This is a genomic window from Acinetobacter sp. YH12112 (genome assembly GCF_013418945.1).
Classification (GTDB): Bacteria; Pseudomonadota; Gammaproteobacteria; order Pseudomonadales; family Moraxellaceae; genus Acinetobacter; species Acinetobacter indicus.
In genome coordinates, this window is record NZ_VPBA01000029.1 from 1 (window position 1) to 17,094 (window position 17,094).

The window sequence follows — 17,094 nt, forward strand, 5'->3', positions numbered from 1 at the left end:
ATATTACTCTCTATTTTTAGAAAGTCAACATGCAATGTTGATTTTATTTCTAAACTTACCACCTAAACCAGAACTCAACCATTTTAGCTAAATCCTTGTTTATCAACAAGTTTTTATCAACATCACCACCAATGGATGTGCATTATAGGCGAAATATTTACGCTTGCAAGCCCTTTGATAAAAAAATTTAATCATCCGATTATTTTTTATTCATTTTACCTTTTTTAGCTATAAATTTCGGCCAAAAGTGTTTAAATACTCTCTTAAAATGTGCGCTGGGTCGAATGACCCTGCTTTCTCTTTTTTGCTTTCAGTATTCAAAGCACTAGGATCTTTTATGCGTCAACAACAATATGTATGGATTAGCCTGCTGACTTTAGGGATAGCCTCCCCTGCTTTTGCCAATGAATCTGCAGTAGACAGTTCTACCCGCACCACAGCAGAAGCAGACTCATCTGCAGCAACCAGCAAAGCCCCTTCACGCTTTGAATCCTTAAAAGAGCTGAAAAATATTAAAGCACAAGATTTGAAAGTGAATGCCAATGCCGCACAACCGGAAAGTGTTAAAGATCCACTACAACCTTTAAACCGTCAGGTCTATGCCTTAAATGATGTGTTAGACCGCAATATCGCCCGTCCGCTGGCTGTGCAATATACAGAAAAAGTTCCTGGCGATGTGCGTGGTTCTTATCGTAACTTCCGTAAAAACCTGGGTGAACCATGGAATGCAGTAAACCAGCTGATTCAGGGCCGTCCGCTCAGAGCAGCAAAAACGCTGGGCCGTTTTACTGTAAATACCATCACCACTTTAGGTCTGGCTGATCCGGCCCGTCGTTTGGGAATGGAAACCGAAGATGAAGATTTTGGCACCACTTTAGGCTATTTCGGGGTGCCGTCTGGCCCGTATCTGGTTTTGCCGATTATTGGCCCAAGTACCTTCCGTGATGGTTTTAGCCGTCTGGTTGACAGTCAGGCCCGTCCACAAAAATACATTCTAGAAGATCATGATGGACTGTACTGGACCGAGCAGGCTTTACGCGGCATTGATGCCCGTTCCCAGATTCTGGATGTAGAACAGGTGTTACAAGGGGATCGCTATGCCGCTATTCGTGATATTTACCTGCAGCGTAAAAACTTTGAAATTGCCGAGAAAAAAGGCTTAGAGGCCGAGAGCATTTCATTTATTGAAGATGTCGAAGACGACTACATCGAAGATGAAGAAAACTTTGATTCAGTTGCACCGCTCACTGAATAATTTGTAATACTTCTTTCTGGCGGGAAGTTCAACTTCCCCTAGTAATTCATTGATTGTTATAGTACATCTATCCCCTAAAGCGCATAGGATTATATTCTACATTTATGTATTTCATTCAGCCCACACGTGATATTCCCTATCTAGATCAGGTGATTGACACACTGCCCAGTGTGCAAATGATTCGCATAGATGACATCGACCTATATGATCAGACCATCATTGCCATTGCCGATGTGCAGGATTATTTAACCCATCGCTGGAATTTACCGACCATTGTTTTGGGCTTTGAAGATGAAGGGCTGGCCCTATCGCAAGCCTGGGAGCAAGGTGCTTTAGCCGGCTGGATCTGGAGCAAACTGCCGACAGAACCGCAGCAGGCCCTGCTTAAAATTGATGCGCAATATAAACGCAATCAGGACAGCCGTGATTTACCCTCGGCTGCAGAGTTACAAAAACGTTTACTGCCAAACCCAATTGAACTGGTCAATTATGAAATTGAAACCCTGTTTCAACCTTCCGCCTATTTATCTGGCGACTGGTTCGATTACTGGAAAATTAGTGACAAAGAGCTGATTTTTTATCTGGCCGATGTGTCTGGCCATGGGGTAACCAGCAGTTTATTAACGTCATGGATGGCGGCTTTTCATGGTCGTTCCAAAACCCCGCGCGAGTTACTGAAAAAACTCAACGGGATGCTGGTACAGGAAAATATTGAAAAGCATATCACCATGATTAGCGGGATTTTAAACCTGGAAACCCATCAGCTGCGCTGGTCCAGTGCCGGACATTATCCGCCTGCGATTATCTTTGAACCGAATCAGCCACCGAAAATTTTAAACACCAGCAGCTTCCCTTTGGGTCTGACCGAAGACCTGGAAGTAGAAGAATATGAATGCGTGCTGTCACGTCAGGCGCGCTTTATTATCTGTTCAGATGGTGCGCTTGAACCTTATGTCGGCGGACTCAATGAACAGTTTGAACAACTGGTCTATCACTTGCAGAATCAGTCCTTTAAAGCGCCAGAACACGTGGCCGATGATATTGCCATCCTCAGTTTGTGCCGACTGAATTAATCACTTAATCAACCACTTAAAACCATCCTTAGACTTATGTCCATAGCAGACACTTGAGTCTGTGGTGTCCCTATGGGATAATTTTATCTATCCTTCTCTGCAAATGGCATTTATATGTCAACAGGTCATGTTGAATACGCAAGTTTGGATGGAACGCATATTTTCAAGCTGATCGGCGAAGTGCGTGCCCAATCTTGTATCAGTTTAGACAAACTACTCAGTAAAATTGAACAGCAAACCAATGTGGTCGGCGCCATTGTCGATTTAACTCAAACCACATTTATTGACAGTACTGTTTTGGGTGTTTTGGCAAAACTTGGGCTGAAACTTAAACAGGTACATCAGATTCAGACGGTCATGCTGTCGACCAATCCGGACATCACCACACTGGCCAATAGCATGGGCTTGGGACAGGTGTTTGTGATTCTGAATTACTGTGGCGATCCGAGTGTCTGCACCCGTGCCCTGATTGAAGAGCATGTGACGCATAGCAATATGCTCTCGACCGTACTGGATGCCCACAAAACCCTGATGAAACTCAACGACAGCAACCAGAATATGTTTGAACCCCTGGTCAAACAGCTACAAAAAGAACAGGACAACTTGGAACAGGTGTCTAATCAGCAAAACGTATAATTTTCAGTTTGGGAGAATGCCTGCATGACTTTCGTTTCTGTTGCACAGATGAACTCGCAAAATGATATTGAAGCCAATTTCAACACAGTCGAGCAGCTGATTCAGCAGAGTAAAGCCGCCGGCAGTGAACTGCTGGTTCTTCCTGAAAATTTTATCTGTTTTGCTGCCGGCAAGCAGCGCGAAACTGCAGCCCAGTTTGAATCTATTCAACAACGTCTGGAACAACTGGCCCATCAGCATCAAATCTGGCTGGTGGCGGGTACCCTGCCGTGTCCATTCCGCCCGGATGGTTCAGTCATTGAAGATGGCCGGGTACGTACTGTCAGCCTGTGTATCAGTCCGGAAAAAACCGAAGCCCGTTATGACAAGATTCACCTGTTTGATGTACAGGTGGGTGATGCCGTCGGGGGTTATCAGGAATCCAAATTCTTTGAACCGGGCCAAGACGTTGTGGTGGCCAAAACCCCATTTGGCAATATTGGCCTGATGGTCTGCTATGACCTACGTTTCCCGGAACTGGCGCTAAAACTGCGTGCACAAGGCGCCAATCTTCTGACAGCACCTTCTGCTTTTACCTACACCACTGGCCAGATGCACTGGCAGCTGCTGCTACAAGCACGTGCCATGGACAGTCAGTGTCAGGTTTTAGGTGCTGCCCAGCAAGGCTGGCACGGCGAAAAACGTCAAACCTGGGGTCATTCTGGTGCGACCAATTCCCGTGGACAATTACTGGCCATGGTGCAGGACGAAGGCGCGCAACTGATTACAGTCGAATTTGACCTGAAAGAACAGCAACAGGTACGCGAGTCAATGCCTTTAATGCAGCATCGCGTGTTAGTCAATTATTAAGTCTTTCCATTAATCTCACTAATATTGTGATCGACGTAGGCTTGTAACTCAAATATAATAATGATTCTTATTTTCAACAAAAAATTATCCTGATGTTTAAAAGCGTGATCACCAGTCTGGGGCTACTGTGCTCAACACTGGCCTTGGCCGAGCTGAGTATTTCTGAAAAAATGCGTCCTGTGGTTTATTCTCAGGTCAATCCGGAGATGGCACGTCTGCCAGTTCCAGCCACACCGAATCAGATGAATCTTCCGGCCTTTGGACAGGGACTGATTGGCTGGGGCAGCGGCCCGGAAGGTGCGCAAGCGCGTTTAGATTCCATCACAGCTGCCGATGTGCATCAGATGCAAATTCAAGGTTTAACCCTGGAGATGGTGCAGGCCTGGCAGGCATTTTATACTCATGAAAGCCAGCGCAATCCCGGCAATCCGACAGCACCCTTACGCGCCCTCTTAATGCAAAAAATCGTCAGCCTGTGGTAGGGACTGACGATTTTTTTAAACAGGCTCTACAGCTCTGCTAGTCTGCCGCTTCATTGGTGACACGTAACACTTCTTCGACTGTGGTTTTACCGGCCAGTACTTTACGCAAACCATCTTCACGAATCGAACCAGATTGCTGGCGCGCATAGTTTTCCAGTTCATACTCTGCAGCATTGCCATGAATCAGGCGGCGCATGTGATCATCTACCGGTACAATTTCATAAATGGCGGTCCTGCCAGTAAATCCGGTATGCGCACACTGCTCACAGCCTTTCGGTTTCGGCAGGCGCAACATGGTTTCACTGCTAACAGGTTTAAACAGTTCTTTTTCAAAGTCATCGGCATCATGCCAGGTGGCACAGTGCGAGCACAAGGTTCGGACCAGACGCTGCGCAATCACACCAATCAGGGAACTGGACAGCAGGAAAGGTTCAATGCCCATATCTTTTAAACGGGTTACGGCACCAATCGCAGTATTGGTGTGTAAGGTTGATAATACCAGATGACCAGTCAGCGAAGCCTGTACCGCAATTTCTGCAGTTTCCAGATCACGGATTTCCCCGACCATCACCACATCCGGGTCCTGACGCAGCATGGCTTTTAAAGCACGCGCGAAAGTCATATCGACCTTGGTGTTGACCTGAGTCTGCCCAATCCCTTCCAGCTGATATTCAATCGGGTCTTCAGCGGTCAGAATATTTTTCGAGCCATCATTCAGGTCCGATAGTGCTGCATACAAAGTCGTGGTTTTCCCCGAACCGGTTGGACCAGTCACCAAGATAATGCCATGCGGACGATGTACCAGCTGTTTTAGCCGGTCATAATCATTTTGCATCAGGCCCAAATGGGTCATGTTCAGCCGTCCGGCCTGTTTATCCAGCAGACGCATCACCACCCGTTCACCATGCGAAGATGGCAAGGTCGATACCCGCACATCGACTTCACGGCCCGCCAGTCGCAGCGAAATACGGCCATCTTGCGGAATGCGTTTTTCAGCAATATCCAGTTTGGCCATGACTTTAATCCGCGATACCAGTAACGGCGCCAGCTCACGACGCGGCTGTACAATTTCACGTAATTGTCCATCTACCCGCAAACGCACCGATAAGCGTTTTTCAAACGATTCAATATGAATATCCGACGCACCGACCCGAATGGCTTCGGACAGCAGTGCATTAATTAGCCGGACAATGGGCGCATCATCTTCCTGATCCATTAAATCTTCGGCTTCAGGCACCGAGTCGGCCAGACTGAGTAAATCCGGATGATCTTCCAGACCTGCCGCAACCTGTTGTGATTCCCCGGTATCGCCGGCAAAACTGCTGCTTAACAGCTGATGAAATTCCTGATCGGTACATAACTGGAACTGGGCCGGATGCCCGAGAAAACGGCGCGCCTCCTGAATAGCCAGCAGCGGCGTATTTTCACGGCGCACGATAAAAGCATGATCCCCCTCATAGCGAATTAGCACGCCATGGCGTTTTGCAAAACTATAGGGAATTTGTAATTGTTTAAGTACTTGCATCAGCGATTATAATAATGATGAAAAAATCTCATTTGAGTGTACTCTAAGCTTATGACAGCGTGAAGTCTGTTTTTATGGTTTTAAATTGAAAGGAAGACGCCCTTGCCGCATCCGAATGAATTACTGAATCATGATGAATTGCCCGATTTAAAATGGTGGGGCGAACACGAGTTTGAGCTGCATCAGCCCAAAGCCTGGCAATTTGGCTCCCTACTGTTTCGTTTAACACGCGGCATGCAGGAGTGGCGTCTGGAATATCATCGTCCGCAGGTGCAGTATGACTATGAACAGCAATGGCATCGCATCAATGACCCGAATTTTTCCTTTCCGCAGCCGGTGAAAATTGAACGCTACATGTTCAAATCGACCACCAACAAACTCCAGCTGATGCCGCGTCTGGCAGACCGTTCAGTGGTGATTAAACCGGTCGATCCAATTTATATTCCGGCTGGCCAGCGTGGGACACTGTACATTAGTACCCCGTTATGGATTGCCGGCTTTGTCGATGGCCAGCGCGAGCCGATTTTTGATTTGCCGGTGATTTTGCCCAAAGATACCTGGTTTGGACCGAATCACCGTTATGGCGAAATCTGTTATGCCACCGCGGTGGATGGCCGGACCGAGCTGCACCAGCTACGCCCGCGCGCTTTTCGTGCCATTACGCCTATCGAGTTTCATAATATCAGCAACCAGCAATTGCGCTTTGACCGGATGAATGTACCGGTGCCGGCACTGCCGCTATTTTTTAGTGAAAGTACCGGACGTTTATGGACCTCCCAAATTAAAGTCTTGCACGAAGGCTCTGACCGGCCACCACGGGTACGAATTGAAAACCGTACCCCACCGCATGCCGGTGAAGTGATTTATGTGCATCCGCCACGTGAAACCGCGGGGGCGTTATTTAATATGTTTGATTCATTCTTCTAGGGAGTAGACATGGCCGATTCCAATATCCCTAAAGAAATTACCAATAGCCTGAAAGGGATTTTCACCAATATCAACACCGAGCGCCTGACTGAAATTCTGGTGGCGCTGGTGCTGTGCTTCTTAGGCTTTCTGGTGGCGCGTTTTGTCTCTAATGCCTTTATCCGCACCATTGGGAAACGCTTTAATGCGCATCAGAGTCTGGTCTGGCGTCGCGGGATTTTCTACTTTATTTTCCTGATTTTTGTGATGGCCAGCCTGAAAGAAGCCGGCTTTAAACTTAGTGTCTTCCTGGGTGCAGCCGGTATCTTAACCGTGGCGTTGGGTTTCGCCTCACAAACCTCGGCTTCCAACCTGATCAGCGGTCTGTTCCTGATTGGTGAAGGTTCCTTTGAAGTGGGTGACACTATCCAGATTACCCTCATTCGTGGTCATACCGTAGAAGGTGAAGTGATTTCGATTGACCTGCTCTCGGTGAAACTGCTCACCCAGGACAACGTGTATGTGCGTTTACCGAACGAACAGCTGATTCGGGCGCCAGTACACAACCTGTCCAAATTCCCGATCCGGCGGATTCCAATTACTTTGGCCATTAATTTCCATGAAGATATTATCAAGGTGCGTGAAGTGCTGCTGGATGTGGCCAATAAATATCCATTGGTGCTGGCCGATCCGAAACCTGCGGTGACAGTAACTGCCTTCCGAGAATCCTCAATTGAACTGCTGTTTGCGATCTGGTGCCAGCAGGAAAATTTCCTGCGAGTACGTGATGAAATGCAGGAACGGATTCGTAATGGCTTTGTCGATAACCAGATTGAAATTCCGGTACCGAAAATGGGCTTTGTCGATCATCCGCTGTCCCGACCGCTGGAAAATGCAGAGATTGATCAATATGCCAATGAAAAAGCCCTGAAACGTGAACCGGATGTAAAATAAACTTTGTAATATTAGCCTTCTCCACCAAGAGAAGGCTTTTTCTATTCAGAGGGTGAGCGTTCAACCGGTTGTTCTGGATCGGGCATTGGCGCAATATAGGCAATGATCAGCATCACCGCACCGGCGGCTAAAAAGGAAATGACCCGGGTTAAAGTGCCAATATGCGACAGATCAAACAGCACCAGCTTTAAGCTGACAATCACCAGAATACTGCCGCCCAGGACCCAGACCGAACGCAGCTGTTTGCGGCTGGCCCAGCTCATGGTAACAAATGCTAGGCTAACCCAAAGTAAAGTCAAACTCAGTTGTACCGTGCCATTACGCCACAGCGCCAGTTCATTCAGCGGCGTCCCCAAATACACATGCAAGCCACGCAGCACAATATAGCTACTCAGCCACAATAAACTCAGCACCATCAACACTGCAGCCATGCTGCGGTCCAGCCCGGCCTTAACCTGTAACGACAGCATCCATAAAAAGCCGACCAGCATGGCGATGCTGACCAGATCAAAAGGATTTAAGATGGGCAGCAGATAGCCATGAAACGCCTGCTGGCTTAACAGCTGCGAACAGATCATCCAGGCCAGCATCAACAGCAAACTGCTTCGGGCCTGCCAGAACATCTGCCATTCGGGCTGTGCCTGCCAGTAACACCAGCCGCAAAACAGCAGCGGCAAAATCACCATACTAATATACGGCTGCTGCGGTAATAAAGTCAGACTGGTCAGTAGCAGACTGAGTAAAGTACCGGCACTGACCCATTCCTTTTCGGTTCGCACACCCAAAAGTGGCCTCAACCAGAGCAGGCTGAGGATGATGCCAGCTCCGGCAAAGAACAGCCGCTCATTGAAAGATGCCCAGACAATACTGCCCTGTTGCATCCGCAGCATGACAATTCCTGCCGCAAACAGCAGCAAGGGAACCAAGCCCGACCATTTGCTGAATAGCCAGGCCACCCCGGCCTGACGGCGTAACAGGATTTCATTCACAACCCAATAGGCCAGACCTAGAGTCAACAAGCTCAGCACCGCACTCAGCTCGCCGGACCATTCATCCTGGAGCAGCACCAGCAACATGGTGGTCGCCAGCAACATCAGCAGACATTGAAAGCCAATCATACTGCTACTAAGTTGTTGCTGAAATTGCAGCCGGCTATTGGACAGCAATACCACGCCCACATAGCTCAGGCACAGCACCCAGAACATGGCGCGTGGAAATACAATCAGCTCCACCAGATAATACAGACTCGACAGTCCCGCCACGACCAGCAGGCCCATGGCCAGATACAGACTGATTTTGGACTGCCGCACCAGCCCCAACAGGAAAATCAGCAGGCCTTCAATGGCCCAGCCCATAACACTTTTTTCAGCTGGTAATAAAATCGGCGGAATTAAGGCCAGAAAAATTAAGGTCAGGCTTAAATAGCTGTGCGCAATTAGCTGTACCGTTTGATGGTGTCTGGACAATCGGTACAACACGGCGAACAGCAGTGCAAACAGCAGACTAAGCCCTGCCTGCCAGGCCGTGTCCTGAAAATGCATCACATATAAACCACTATAGGCCAGCAATGGAGCAGCAAAAATCAGCCCGATATCCAGCGCCGGCTTGAGCTTAAACTTGTCTAAGTCCTGCTGTGCCAATAACTGGCTAAAGCGGAAACCCAGCCAGATAAAGATAGCGGCATGTGCCAGAATCAGTACGGTCATCAGGTCACGGTCAGTATCGCTACCATGCACGAAGGCATAGCTGCCACCGACCAGCACGGTCATTAAAAAGGCAATCTGATTCAGAAACTTCCATGGCCGCAGGCTGCTGAGCACGGCCACCGCAATATTAATCACCAGATAATAGCCAATAAATTCAGGCGCAGTTGCATCACGCACCGGTAAGGTAAATGGTGCAAGATAGGCCATCACCATGGCCATTAACGCCAGTTCAACCGACTGCTGTCTTAAACTCAGCCATAACGTCAGGGCCATTAGCAGCAGAAAACAGCCACTGGCAATCAGCAAGTTTGGAATCACCGCATTGTAATAGGCAAAGAATAAGGTCAGACACAAGGCCGCCAGCCCGAGCCCTTCCAGCCCCAGAGCAAAACTGCGATTGCGCTGTTGCAGGCGATAACCCAGTCCGGTCACGGCAGCACTGCTCAGCGCGACCATGGCCAGTTTGGTGGCCAGGCTCAGCTGCCAATGTTCCGTGGCAAAACGCAGCAGCAGAATAATGCCGATCACCAGAATAGAAATCGCGGTTTTCAGCACCGGATTACCGTCAAAAATCCAGTGTTTGATTTGCTGGACTAAATTGGGAGCAGGCACTGGCGTAGCTTCAGCTGTTGCACTAAACGGTAAAGGCGGTATGTCCGGCTGTACCGAAGAAGCCGGCTGCGGCAAAAAATGCTGGGCCTGTTGAATGTGGCCCAAATACTGTTCCAGACGCCGCAGCCAGCGCAGAAAAAAGAAAATCCAGGCCGCAGCGCCAGCAGCAATCATCCAGCCCCAATCCAGCAGCCCACCGACCACGGCAATAATCGAGGAGAGATACAGCGGCACTTTGGAGGTGGCACGAAATGCAATTAACCTTTGTTCGCCTAGCGCCTGGGCCGGTTGCTGAATAGCATCGACATAGTGCATGACACTCATCAGCAGTGCAAAACCACAGACATAGGTCAGCAGTGGAAATGATAAAAACCACGCGCTGATGGCGACAATCATCAGGCTCATCAACCAGATCATGCGGATTTCGCTCTGCCCTCTCAGCATCTTGTTTTATTCCTTTATTAATTGTGCTGATCATACAACAACTTGCACAGTGCTTATTTTATATTCATCAGATATTCGGTAACCTGCATATACAATCATCACTCAGCGTGCGTGTGTAAAATCACGTACAATAAACAGGTTTTTTGGATTAGGAAACTTTCAATGCCACCATTTGTCTTGGTCGATGGGTCTTATTTTTTATTTCGTGCGTTTCACGCCTTACCCCCTTTAACCACGTCAACCGGTATACATACCAACGCCATCCGTGGGGCAATTTCCGCAATCCAGAAACTGATGCGCCGTACCCAGCCCACCCATATGGCGGTGATTTTTGATACCCCGGAACCAACCTTCCGTCACGAACTGTCACCCATTTATAAAGGTGACCGTCCAAGTATGCCAGATGAACTGTCACAGCAGATTCCTTATTTACACGCCTTAATTCGCGCACTGGGGATTCCTCTTTATATGCTGCCGGGTGCCGAAGCCGACGATATTATTGGCACGCTGGCCAAACGCGCCGAAGCCGAAGGTCATCAGGTGTTAATTTCCACCGGCGACAAAGACATGGCTCAGCTGGTGACCGACAAAGTTACGCTGGAAGACAGCTTCAAAGAAAAGCCAATGGATGTGCAGGGTGTCTTTGAGAAATTTGGCGTCTGGCCGAATCAGATTGTTGATTATCTGACCCTGATGGGCGATGCCTCGGACGGGATTATGGGTGTTCCGGGCGTGGGTGCTAAAACTGCCGCCAAACTGCTGACTGAATACGGCTCTTTAGGCGGAATTCTAGAAAATGTCGACAAAATTAAAGGTCGCGTTGGCCAGAATATTAAAGACAATGTCGATGGTATTGCCATTGATCATCAACTGGCCAGTATTGTCTGTGATCTGGACATGGGCCTGACCTTTGCAGACCTGAAACTGTGCGATCCAAATACCGAAGAATTGCGCCGCCTGTATACCGAACTGGAGTTCCGGAACCAGCTGCAGTCGCTCGATCATCCGAACAACCCGAACAGCAACAGCTACAAACAGGTCAGCCAGGCCATTAGCCAAACCCCAGCGGCCGCAGAAGTCGCTACTGAAGATCAGGCCCAGCTCAGCAGCAGTGAAGACCAGCTAGGTGAAGCCACCTATCATACGGTGTTAAGCCCGGCAGACTGGGATGCGCTATTCCAGCGTTTAAGCACCGCCACACGTTTTGCCTTTGATACCGAAACCACCAGCCTAGATTATCGGATTGCCCAGATTGTCGGCTTCTCGGTGGCTTTTGATGCTACGGAAGCCTTCTATGTGCCTTTGGCGCATGACTATGCCGGCGCACCGGAACAGTTAAACCGTGAAGCGGTGCTGGCGCAGATCAAACCGATTCTGGAAAATCCAGCGGTTGAAAAAATTGGCCATCATTTAAAATATGATGCGCATGTGCTGGAAAACCACGGCATTCACTTACAGGGCTGGTATTTTGACACCATGCTGGCCTCGTATGTCTTAAATTCTGTCGCCACCCGTCATGGGATGGATGATGTGGCACGTTTGTATTTAAGTCACCTGACCACCACCTATGAACAGATTGCCGGTAAAGGCGCCAAACAGAAAACCTTTAACCAGATCGAGATTGAAACAGCTGCGCATTATGCCGCCGAAGATGCACATGTGACGTATCGCCTGTATGAAGTGCTGAATGAAAAGTTACAGCGTCATCCGGAACTAAGCAATCTGCTGCATCATATTGAAATGCCGGTAGCACGCGTGCTAACCCAGATGGAAGAAAACGGCATCAAGCTGGATCTGAATTTCCTGGATCAACTAGGAGTAGAATTCTCCAATACCATGCTGCAACTGGAACAGCAGATTATTGAACTGGCCGGCCAGCCGTTTAATGTCAGCTCGCCAAAACAGGTTGGCGAAATCCTGTTTGAAAAACTGGGCATCAAAGGCGGCAAGAAAACTGCCACCGGCCAATACAGCACCAGTGAAAGCATTCTAGAAAAGATTGAGCACCCGATTGCCAGCCTGATTGTGGAATATCGCGGTCTGTCGAAACTGAAAAGTACCTATACCGATGGCTTGCAAAAACAGGCCAACAGCAGCAGCCATCGCGTGCATACCAGTTATCATCAGGCCCTCACCGCGACCGGCCGTCTGTCTTCCACCGATCCGAATCTGCAAAATATTCCGGTACGTATGGATATTGGCCGTCAAATTCGTAAAGCCTTTATTGCACCAGAAGGCCGCGTATTACTGGCTGCCGACTATTCGCAAATTGAACTGCGTTTAATGGCGCATTTCTCGCAAGATGACGCGCTGGTTGATGCCTTCAATCATGGTCAGGATGTACACCGCCGTACCGCAGCAGAAGTGTTGAATATTGCCCTGGAAGATGTCACGCCAGATCAGCGCCGCCAGGCCAAAGCGGTTAACTTCGGCCTGTTATATGGTATGTCCGAATTTGGTCTGATCCGTCAATTGGGCTTTACCCGGGAAGAATCGCAGAACTATATCAAGCAATACTTCCAGCGTTATCCGGGCATTTATGAATATATGCAGCGCACCCGTCAGGTGGCTCTGGAACAAGGCTTTGTTGAAACCCTGACCGGCCGCCGTTTATATACCCCGGATATTGATGCCCGTAACATGATGGTGCGTAAAGCAGCAGAACGTGCAGCAATTAATGCGCCCTTACAAGGCTCTGCGGCAGATATTATTAAAATGGCCATGGTGGAGGTAGATAAAATGCTGCCACGCCATCAGGCCAAAATGCTGCTACAGGTGCACGATGAACTGGTGTTTGAAGTCGATGCCAATGTCGCCGATGAACTGGCACCCAAACTGGCCGAAGTGATGCAGTCGGTGATTGAACTGTCTGTTCCGCTAGTGGTTGAAGTGGGCAAAGGCCAGAACTGGGATGAAGCACACTAAAGTCTTTCCACCTTCCTCCTCGGAGGAAGGCTGGGCTGAAGGTCATTTGCCTCTTGGGCGAAATATCAAGGTCTTCACCTCAAAACTTGAGCCATAAAAAAGGACTCAATTGAGTCCTTTTTTTCTTGAGCTGAATTTATTAGAAGCCGGTCAGCAAAACAATCGCCACCTGGTTCATCAGAATTTCAGCAATATACAAGGCCAGAAATGCCAGAATTGGAGACAGGTCAATCATGCCCATATTCGGCATGATCCGGCGAAACGGTGCCAGCAAGGGTTCTGCCAGCTCCTGCATCACTTCAATATAAGGCCCGCGTGACTGGGTAAACATCACTACCCAGCTTAAAATAATGGTGGCAAAAATCAGGTAACGACAGAAACGTAGCAGGTCCTGAATCATGGTCACAAAGGTGAGAATCAGCAGATGTACCGGGCCATTAGGCATCGCCCCGTTTAAATACATCATGCCGTAATTTTTCAGCAGATAAAGCACCACCAGCAGCGCCAATGCCGCCAGATTCACCCGGCCTTTTGCCACGGTCGGGAAAATACGGCTAAATACATCTACAATTTTCGTGGCCTTGATCGTAGACAACACCACCGGATTATAAGGACTCACCGCAGCCAGCTGCATGAGAAAACGGAAGAAGACGAGCAAAATCGCTACGTTAATGATGATGCCAAAAATTAGCGCAGAATTTGCACCCATACTTGAACGTTCCTAAAATTAAATACTTTATTTAATGCTGTCACTCAGCTCGGCAGCCAGTTCCTGACTGCGTGTTTTGGCAGCCGCCAACGCCGCCTGAATATTCTGCGACACTTGCGCACGGTCAAACACTTCCAACGCTGCCTGCGTGGTCCCGTTTGGAGAGGTCACGTTTTTACGCAGCTCTGCCGGGGTATTGGAACTGGTAATTGCCATTTGTGCCGCACCCAACGCAGTTTGCAAGGTTAAAGCCGTTGCCACTTTTTCATCCAGGCCCAAATTTTTGCCGGCACGAATCATACTTTCCATCATATAGAAAAAGTAAGCCGGGCCAGAACCGGATACTGCCGTGACTGCATCAATTTGCGCTTCAGAGTTTACCCAAATTGTTAAACCCGTGGCAGCCAAAACCTGACTTGCCAATTCACGGTCTTTGCTATCGACCGCATCATGCGCATATAAACCATGCGCACCAGTTTGTACCAGCGCCGGGGTATTTGGCATCACCCGTACCACACGGTCGGTATCGAGCAATGCCGAAATGGTAGCAATTTCTGCACCAGCAACAATCGAAATCACCAGTTTGCCTTCAAACTGCCCTTTTAGCGGTTGCAGCACGCTGGCCAGTACCTGCGGTTTGACCGCGAACACCACAATATCGGCATCACGAATGGCAGCCTGGTTGTCTTCGGTCACATGTACATCTTTTTCTTCCAGCAACAAACGGATTTTTTCGACCGGATCAGCAACTGTAATACGCGTTGAAGGCATGCCACGTGCAATCAGACCGCCAATTAAGGCCTGCGCCATATTTCCGCCACCAATAAAACTAATATTACAATTTAACACTGCACTCATGATTCACACTCTTGGTTGAGTTCTTTATAGTTAAGAGATTAAAGTCGGTTGCCAGCCATCCGGTTCGCAATAGGCAGAATCTGCCAGCCAAAACCCTTTTGGCGTGAAAACCCCTAGCATAACATTATCTCTGCTTAATATTTGAATTGTATGACGCTTCCAAGGAAAAATTTGTGCCTGTTGTATCGCCTTTTTTAATGGCCAGGCCCCGACACGTCCATGAAGATGGATTTTTTCTCCGCCCACTCGCGTACTTAAAGTCAATTCTTGTTGGAGTAATGCAAAAGACAAACCAACCTGATGCGGTGCATTCAACTGAAACTGTCCGGCTGGTAAATCTAGGGTTTGCCCCAACTGGCAGCACACTGGTTCCCGCGCAGGGATGGCCTGTTGACTGGCCAAATATTCCAGCTGGGGCAGACGGTAAATGACATTTTGATAGCGCACATAATAAAAGCCATTGCAATGCAAAGCTGCTTGCGCATCGGCCCGGGCCTGAATCACTTCCTGCTGAATGCGCTGCACCATGTCAAAACTTGGCCGGTACTGGCTGTCCCCTTTCATCCAGAATGACAGTAACTGGCGTTGCCGTGCCTCGGACAATTGCTGAATACGGTGTAAATCCAGATGCTCGGCATCGCCACAGTTGGCCAAATCCTGCAGCAATACTTCGGTCAGAATCTGCTCGGCATCCTGCATCAGCTGGCTGCTGCGGCAAATGCTTTGCTGCATTTTGGGAAAGCGCGCGTTTAACAGCGGCCACAACTGTTCCCGGCACCAGGCCCGGTCGTAGTGAATATCCTGATTGGTCGGATCTTGAATATGTGGAATCGAAAGCTGCTGGCACCAGCTCTGAATCTGCTCACGCGATAAAGATAGCAATGGTCGCCAGATTGACAGCTCAGGACGAAAATCGAAAGTTTTCATGGCGGCAAGACCAGGAATTCCAGCACCGGAAAACAGGCGCAATAACACCGTTTCCGCCTGATCCTGCTGATGATGGGCCAGTACCAATATCTCGTTGGTTTGAATATGCTGCTGAAATGCCTGATAACGTGCGGCGCGCGCCTGCTGTTCCAGATTGCCTTCGGCGACCTGTACCGCTTGAATGATGCAGGGAATATTGAAGGTCTGACAATACTTCTGGACAAATTTGCCCCAGGCCTGGCTGGAAGGCTGTAATTGATGATCAATATAAATGGCCCGGACTTTTTCCGGGCATAAAAACGCCATCAGATGCAGCAGCAGCATAGAATCCATGCCGCCACTACATCCGATGAGAAAATGCGTATCTTCTGGAAAAGACTGAATCTGGGTTAAGACGCCAGTCCTAAATTGTCGCTGCCAAACTTCATCAAACGCTGGTAACGTGCTTCGCATCGTTCTTGTGCATCCATCGGTTGCAATTCTTCTAGAGCCTGTTTTAACACGGCTTTTAAATCTTGCATGACTTTTTCTGGTTGCAAGTGAGCACCCTCACCTTCATCAACCACATATTCAACAATACCCATCTGCTGTAATTTTTCAGCAGTCAGTGCCAATGCTTCACTTGCCTGTTCTGCTTTTTCTGCAGTTTTCCACAAAATAGATGCACAGCCTTCTGGAGAAATCACTGAATAAATACTGTGAGATAACATCACCACACGGTCCGCCACACCAATACCCAAGGCACCGCCTGAACCTCCTTCACCTAAAACTGTTGCCACGACCGGCACTTTCAGGTTCGATAATTGAGCAAGACTGGTAGCAATCGCTTCCGCCTGACCACGTTCTTCTGCACCCACCCCCGGATAAGCCCCCATGGTGTCAATAAAGGTAAAGACCGGCAGCTTGAAACGTTCTGCCATATCCAGCAAACGCTGTGCCTTACGGTAACCTTCCGGGTTACTCATGCCGAAATTGTGCTGCAATTTTTCGCGGGTACTGCGACCACGATGCTGGCCCACGACCATGACCGGCTGACCATCGAAGCGTGCCAAGCCACCCACCATTGCACCATCATCACCAAATAAACGGTCGCCGTGCAACGCATCAAATTCAGTGAAAATTTCGCCTACATAGTCCAGGAATTGCGGACGCTCTGGATGTCGTGCAATTTGGACCGTTGTCCATGCTTTTGATTGAGCAGCTTTATTTTTCATAAGTCGACTGTTATCCCTA

At 48.8% G+C, this 17,094-nt stretch carries 14 protein-coding genes; 8 read left to right on the forward strand and 6 right to left on the reverse strand.

What is annotated here, in order from left to right; translation table 11 throughout:
* Nucleotides 1-337: 337 nt before the first annotated feature.
* The 5 genes from FTU50_RS11155 (at nucleotide 338) to FTU50_RS11175 (ending at nucleotide 4,295) form a co-directional block, all read left to right on the forward strand.
* On the forward strand, nucleotides 338-1,255 hold the full coding sequence (locus FTU50_RS11155) for a VacJ family lipoprotein (protein WP_180046213.1): 918 nt from the start codon (nucleotides 338-340) through the stop codon (nucleotides 1,253-1,255).
* Nucleotides 1,256-1,359: 104 nt separating this feature from the next.
* Nucleotides 1,360-2,328, forward strand: a complete 969-nt coding sequence (gigA, locus tag FTU50_RS11160; protein WP_104472728.1) for an RsbU family protein phosphatase GigA — start codon at nucleotides 1,360-1,362, stop codon at nucleotides 2,326-2,328.
* 114 nt (nucleotides 2,329-2,442) lie between these two features.
* The gene (gene gigB, locus FTU50_RS11165; RefSeq protein WP_104472729.1) at nucleotides 2,443-2,964 is read left to right on the forward strand and encodes an anti-anti-sigma factor GigB; all 522 of its coding nucleotides are present in this window, start codon (nucleotides 2,443-2,445) and stop codon (nucleotides 2,962-2,964) included.
* A gap of 24 nt (nucleotides 2,965-2,988) precedes the next feature.
* Nucleotides 2,989-3,813 carry a carbon-nitrogen hydrolase family protein gene (locus FTU50_RS11170; RefSeq protein WP_005182522.1) on the forward strand — a complete coding sequence of 275 codons (825 nt, stop codon included), beginning with the start codon at nucleotides 2,989-2,991 and terminating at the stop codon, nucleotides 3,811-3,813.
* Between the two features lie 92 nt (nucleotides 3,814-3,905).
* The gene (locus FTU50_RS11175; RefSeq protein ID WP_168383403.1) at nucleotides 3,906-4,295 is read left to right on the forward strand and encodes a DUF4951 domain-containing protein; all 390 of its coding nucleotides are present in this window, start codon (nucleotides 3,906-3,908) and stop codon (nucleotides 4,293-4,295) included.
* 37 nt (nucleotides 4,296-4,332) lie between these two features.
* On the opposite strand, the gene gspE is transcribed toward FTU50_RS11175, so the two are convergent.
* Nucleotides 4,333-5,820: a type II secretion system ATPase GspE gene (gene gspE, locus FTU50_RS11180; RefSeq protein ID WP_075167381.1), complete on the reverse strand. Its 1,488-nt coding sequence runs from the start codon at nucleotides 5,818-5,820 to the stop codon at nucleotides 4,333-4,335.
* A 123-nt stretch (nucleotides 5,821-5,943) separates the two neighbouring features.
* Between gspE and FTU50_RS11185 the strand changes: the two genes are divergently transcribed.
* Together FTU50_RS11185 and FTU50_RS11190 are read left to right on the forward strand one after the other, a co-directional pair.
* Nucleotides 5,944-6,747, forward strand: coding sequence for a hypothetical protein (locus FTU50_RS11185; protein WP_034598323.1), 804 nt, complete (start codon nucleotides 5,944-5,946; stop codon nucleotides 6,745-6,747).
* A gap of 9 nt (nucleotides 6,748-6,756) precedes the next feature.
* Nucleotides 6,757-7,680, forward strand: coding sequence for a mechanosensitive ion channel family protein (locus FTU50_RS11190; protein ID WP_005182510.1), 924 nt, complete (start codon nucleotides 6,757-6,759; stop codon nucleotides 7,678-7,680).
* 41 nt (nucleotides 7,681-7,721) lie between these two features.
* On the opposite strand, the gene FTU50_RS11195 is transcribed toward FTU50_RS11190, so the two are convergent.
* Nucleotides 7,722-10,442 carry a DUF2339 domain-containing protein gene (locus tag FTU50_RS11195; protein ID WP_180046214.1) on the reverse strand — a complete coding sequence of 907 codons (2,721 nt, stop codon included), beginning with the start codon at nucleotides 10,440-10,442 and terminating at the stop codon, nucleotides 7,722-7,724.
* Nucleotides 10,443-10,604: 162 nt separating this feature from the next.
* Here FTU50_RS11195 and polA point away from each other — a divergent pair, with 162 nt between their 5' ends.
* Nucleotides 10,605-13,367 carry a DNA polymerase I gene (gene polA / locus FTU50_RS11200; protein ID WP_127799096.1) on the forward strand — a complete coding sequence of 921 codons (2,763 nt, stop codon included), beginning with the start codon at nucleotides 10,605-10,607 and terminating at the stop codon, nucleotides 13,365-13,367.
* 139 nt (nucleotides 13,368-13,506) lie between these two features.
* Here the strand turns inward: polA and FTU50_RS11205 are convergent, their stop codons facing one another.
* The 4 genes from FTU50_RS11205 to FTU50_RS11220 are packed head-to-tail and all read right to left on the reverse strand — an operon-like array spanning nucleotide 13,507 to nucleotide 17,075.
* Nucleotides 13,507-14,076 (reverse strand): YggT family protein, encoded by a 570-nt coding sequence (locus FTU50_RS11205; protein WP_180046216.1) that lies wholly within the window; start codon nucleotides 14,074-14,076, stop codon nucleotides 13,507-13,509.
* 27 nt (nucleotides 14,077-14,103) lie between these two features.
* Complete coding sequence (gene proC / locus FTU50_RS11210) at nucleotides 14,104-14,934, reverse strand: pyrroline-5-carboxylate reductase (RefSeq protein WP_005182498.1); 831 nt, start codon at nucleotides 14,932-14,934, stop codon at nucleotides 14,104-14,106.
* Nucleotides 14,935-14,964: 30 nt separating this feature from the next.
* On the reverse strand, nucleotides 14,965-16,314 hold the full coding sequence (gene tilS, locus FTU50_RS11215; RefSeq protein WP_180046218.1) for a tRNA lysidine(34) synthetase TilS: 1,350 nt from the start codon (nucleotides 16,312-16,314) through the stop codon (nucleotides 14,965-14,967).
* On the reverse strand, nucleotides 16,251-17,075 hold the full coding sequence (locus tag FTU50_RS11220) for an acetyl-CoA carboxylase carboxyltransferase subunit alpha (protein ID WP_045795976.1): 825 nt from the start codon (nucleotides 17,073-17,075) through the stop codon (nucleotides 16,251-16,253). Before FTU50_RS11220 ends, tilS begins: the two co-directional genes overlap by 64 nt.
* Nucleotides 17,076-17,094: the final 19 nt, after the last annotated feature.

Excerpts from the sequence above, each read along its gene's own strand:
- FTU50_RS11155 (WP_180046213.1), top strand. The coding sequence starts at position 338 with ATGCGTCAACAACAATATGTATGGATTAGCCTGCTGACTTTAGGGATA.
- gigA (WP_104472728.1), top strand. The coding sequence starts at position 1,360 with ATGTATTTCATTCAGCCCACACGTGATATTCCCTATCTAGATCAGGTG.
- gigB (WP_104472729.1), top strand. The coding sequence starts at position 2,443 with ATGTCAACAGGTCATGTTGAATACGCAAGTTTGGATGGAACGCATATT.
- FTU50_RS11170 (WP_005182522.1), top strand. The coding sequence starts at position 2,989 with ATGACTTTCGTTTCTGTTGCACAGATGAACTCGCAAAATGATATTGAA.
- FTU50_RS11175 (WP_168383403.1), top strand. The coding sequence starts at position 3,906 with ATGTTTAAAAGCGTGATCACCAGTCTGGGGCTACTGTGCTCAACACTG.
- gspE (WP_075167381.1), bottom strand. The coding sequence starts at position 5,820 with ATGCAAGTACTTAAACAATTACAAATTCCCTATAGTTTTGCAAAACGC.
- FTU50_RS11190 (WP_005182510.1), top strand. The coding sequence starts at position 6,757 with ATGGCCGATTCCAATATCCCTAAAGAAATTACCAATAGCCTGAAAGGG.
- FTU50_RS11195 (WP_180046214.1), bottom strand. The coding sequence starts at position 10,442 with ATGCTGAGAGGGCAGAGCGAAATCCGCATGATCTGGTTGATGAGCCTG.
- polA (WP_127799096.1), top strand. The coding sequence starts at position 10,605 with ATGCCACCATTTGTCTTGGTCGATGGGTCTTATTTTTTATTTCGTGCG.
- FTU50_RS11205 (WP_180046216.1), bottom strand. The coding sequence starts at position 14,076 with ATGGGTGCAAATTCTGCGCTAATTTTTGGCATCATCATTAACGTAGCG.
- proC (WP_005182498.1), bottom strand. The coding sequence starts at position 14,934 with ATGAGTGCAGTGTTAAATTGTAATATTAGTTTTATTGGTGGCGGAAAT.
- tilS (WP_180046218.1), bottom strand. The coding sequence starts at position 16,314 with ATGCGAAGCACGTTACCAGCGTTTGATGAAGTTTGGCAGCGACAATTT.
- FTU50_RS11220 (WP_045795976.1), bottom strand. The coding sequence starts at position 17,075 with ATGAAAAATAAAGCTGCTCAATCAAAAGCATGGACAACGGTCCAAATT.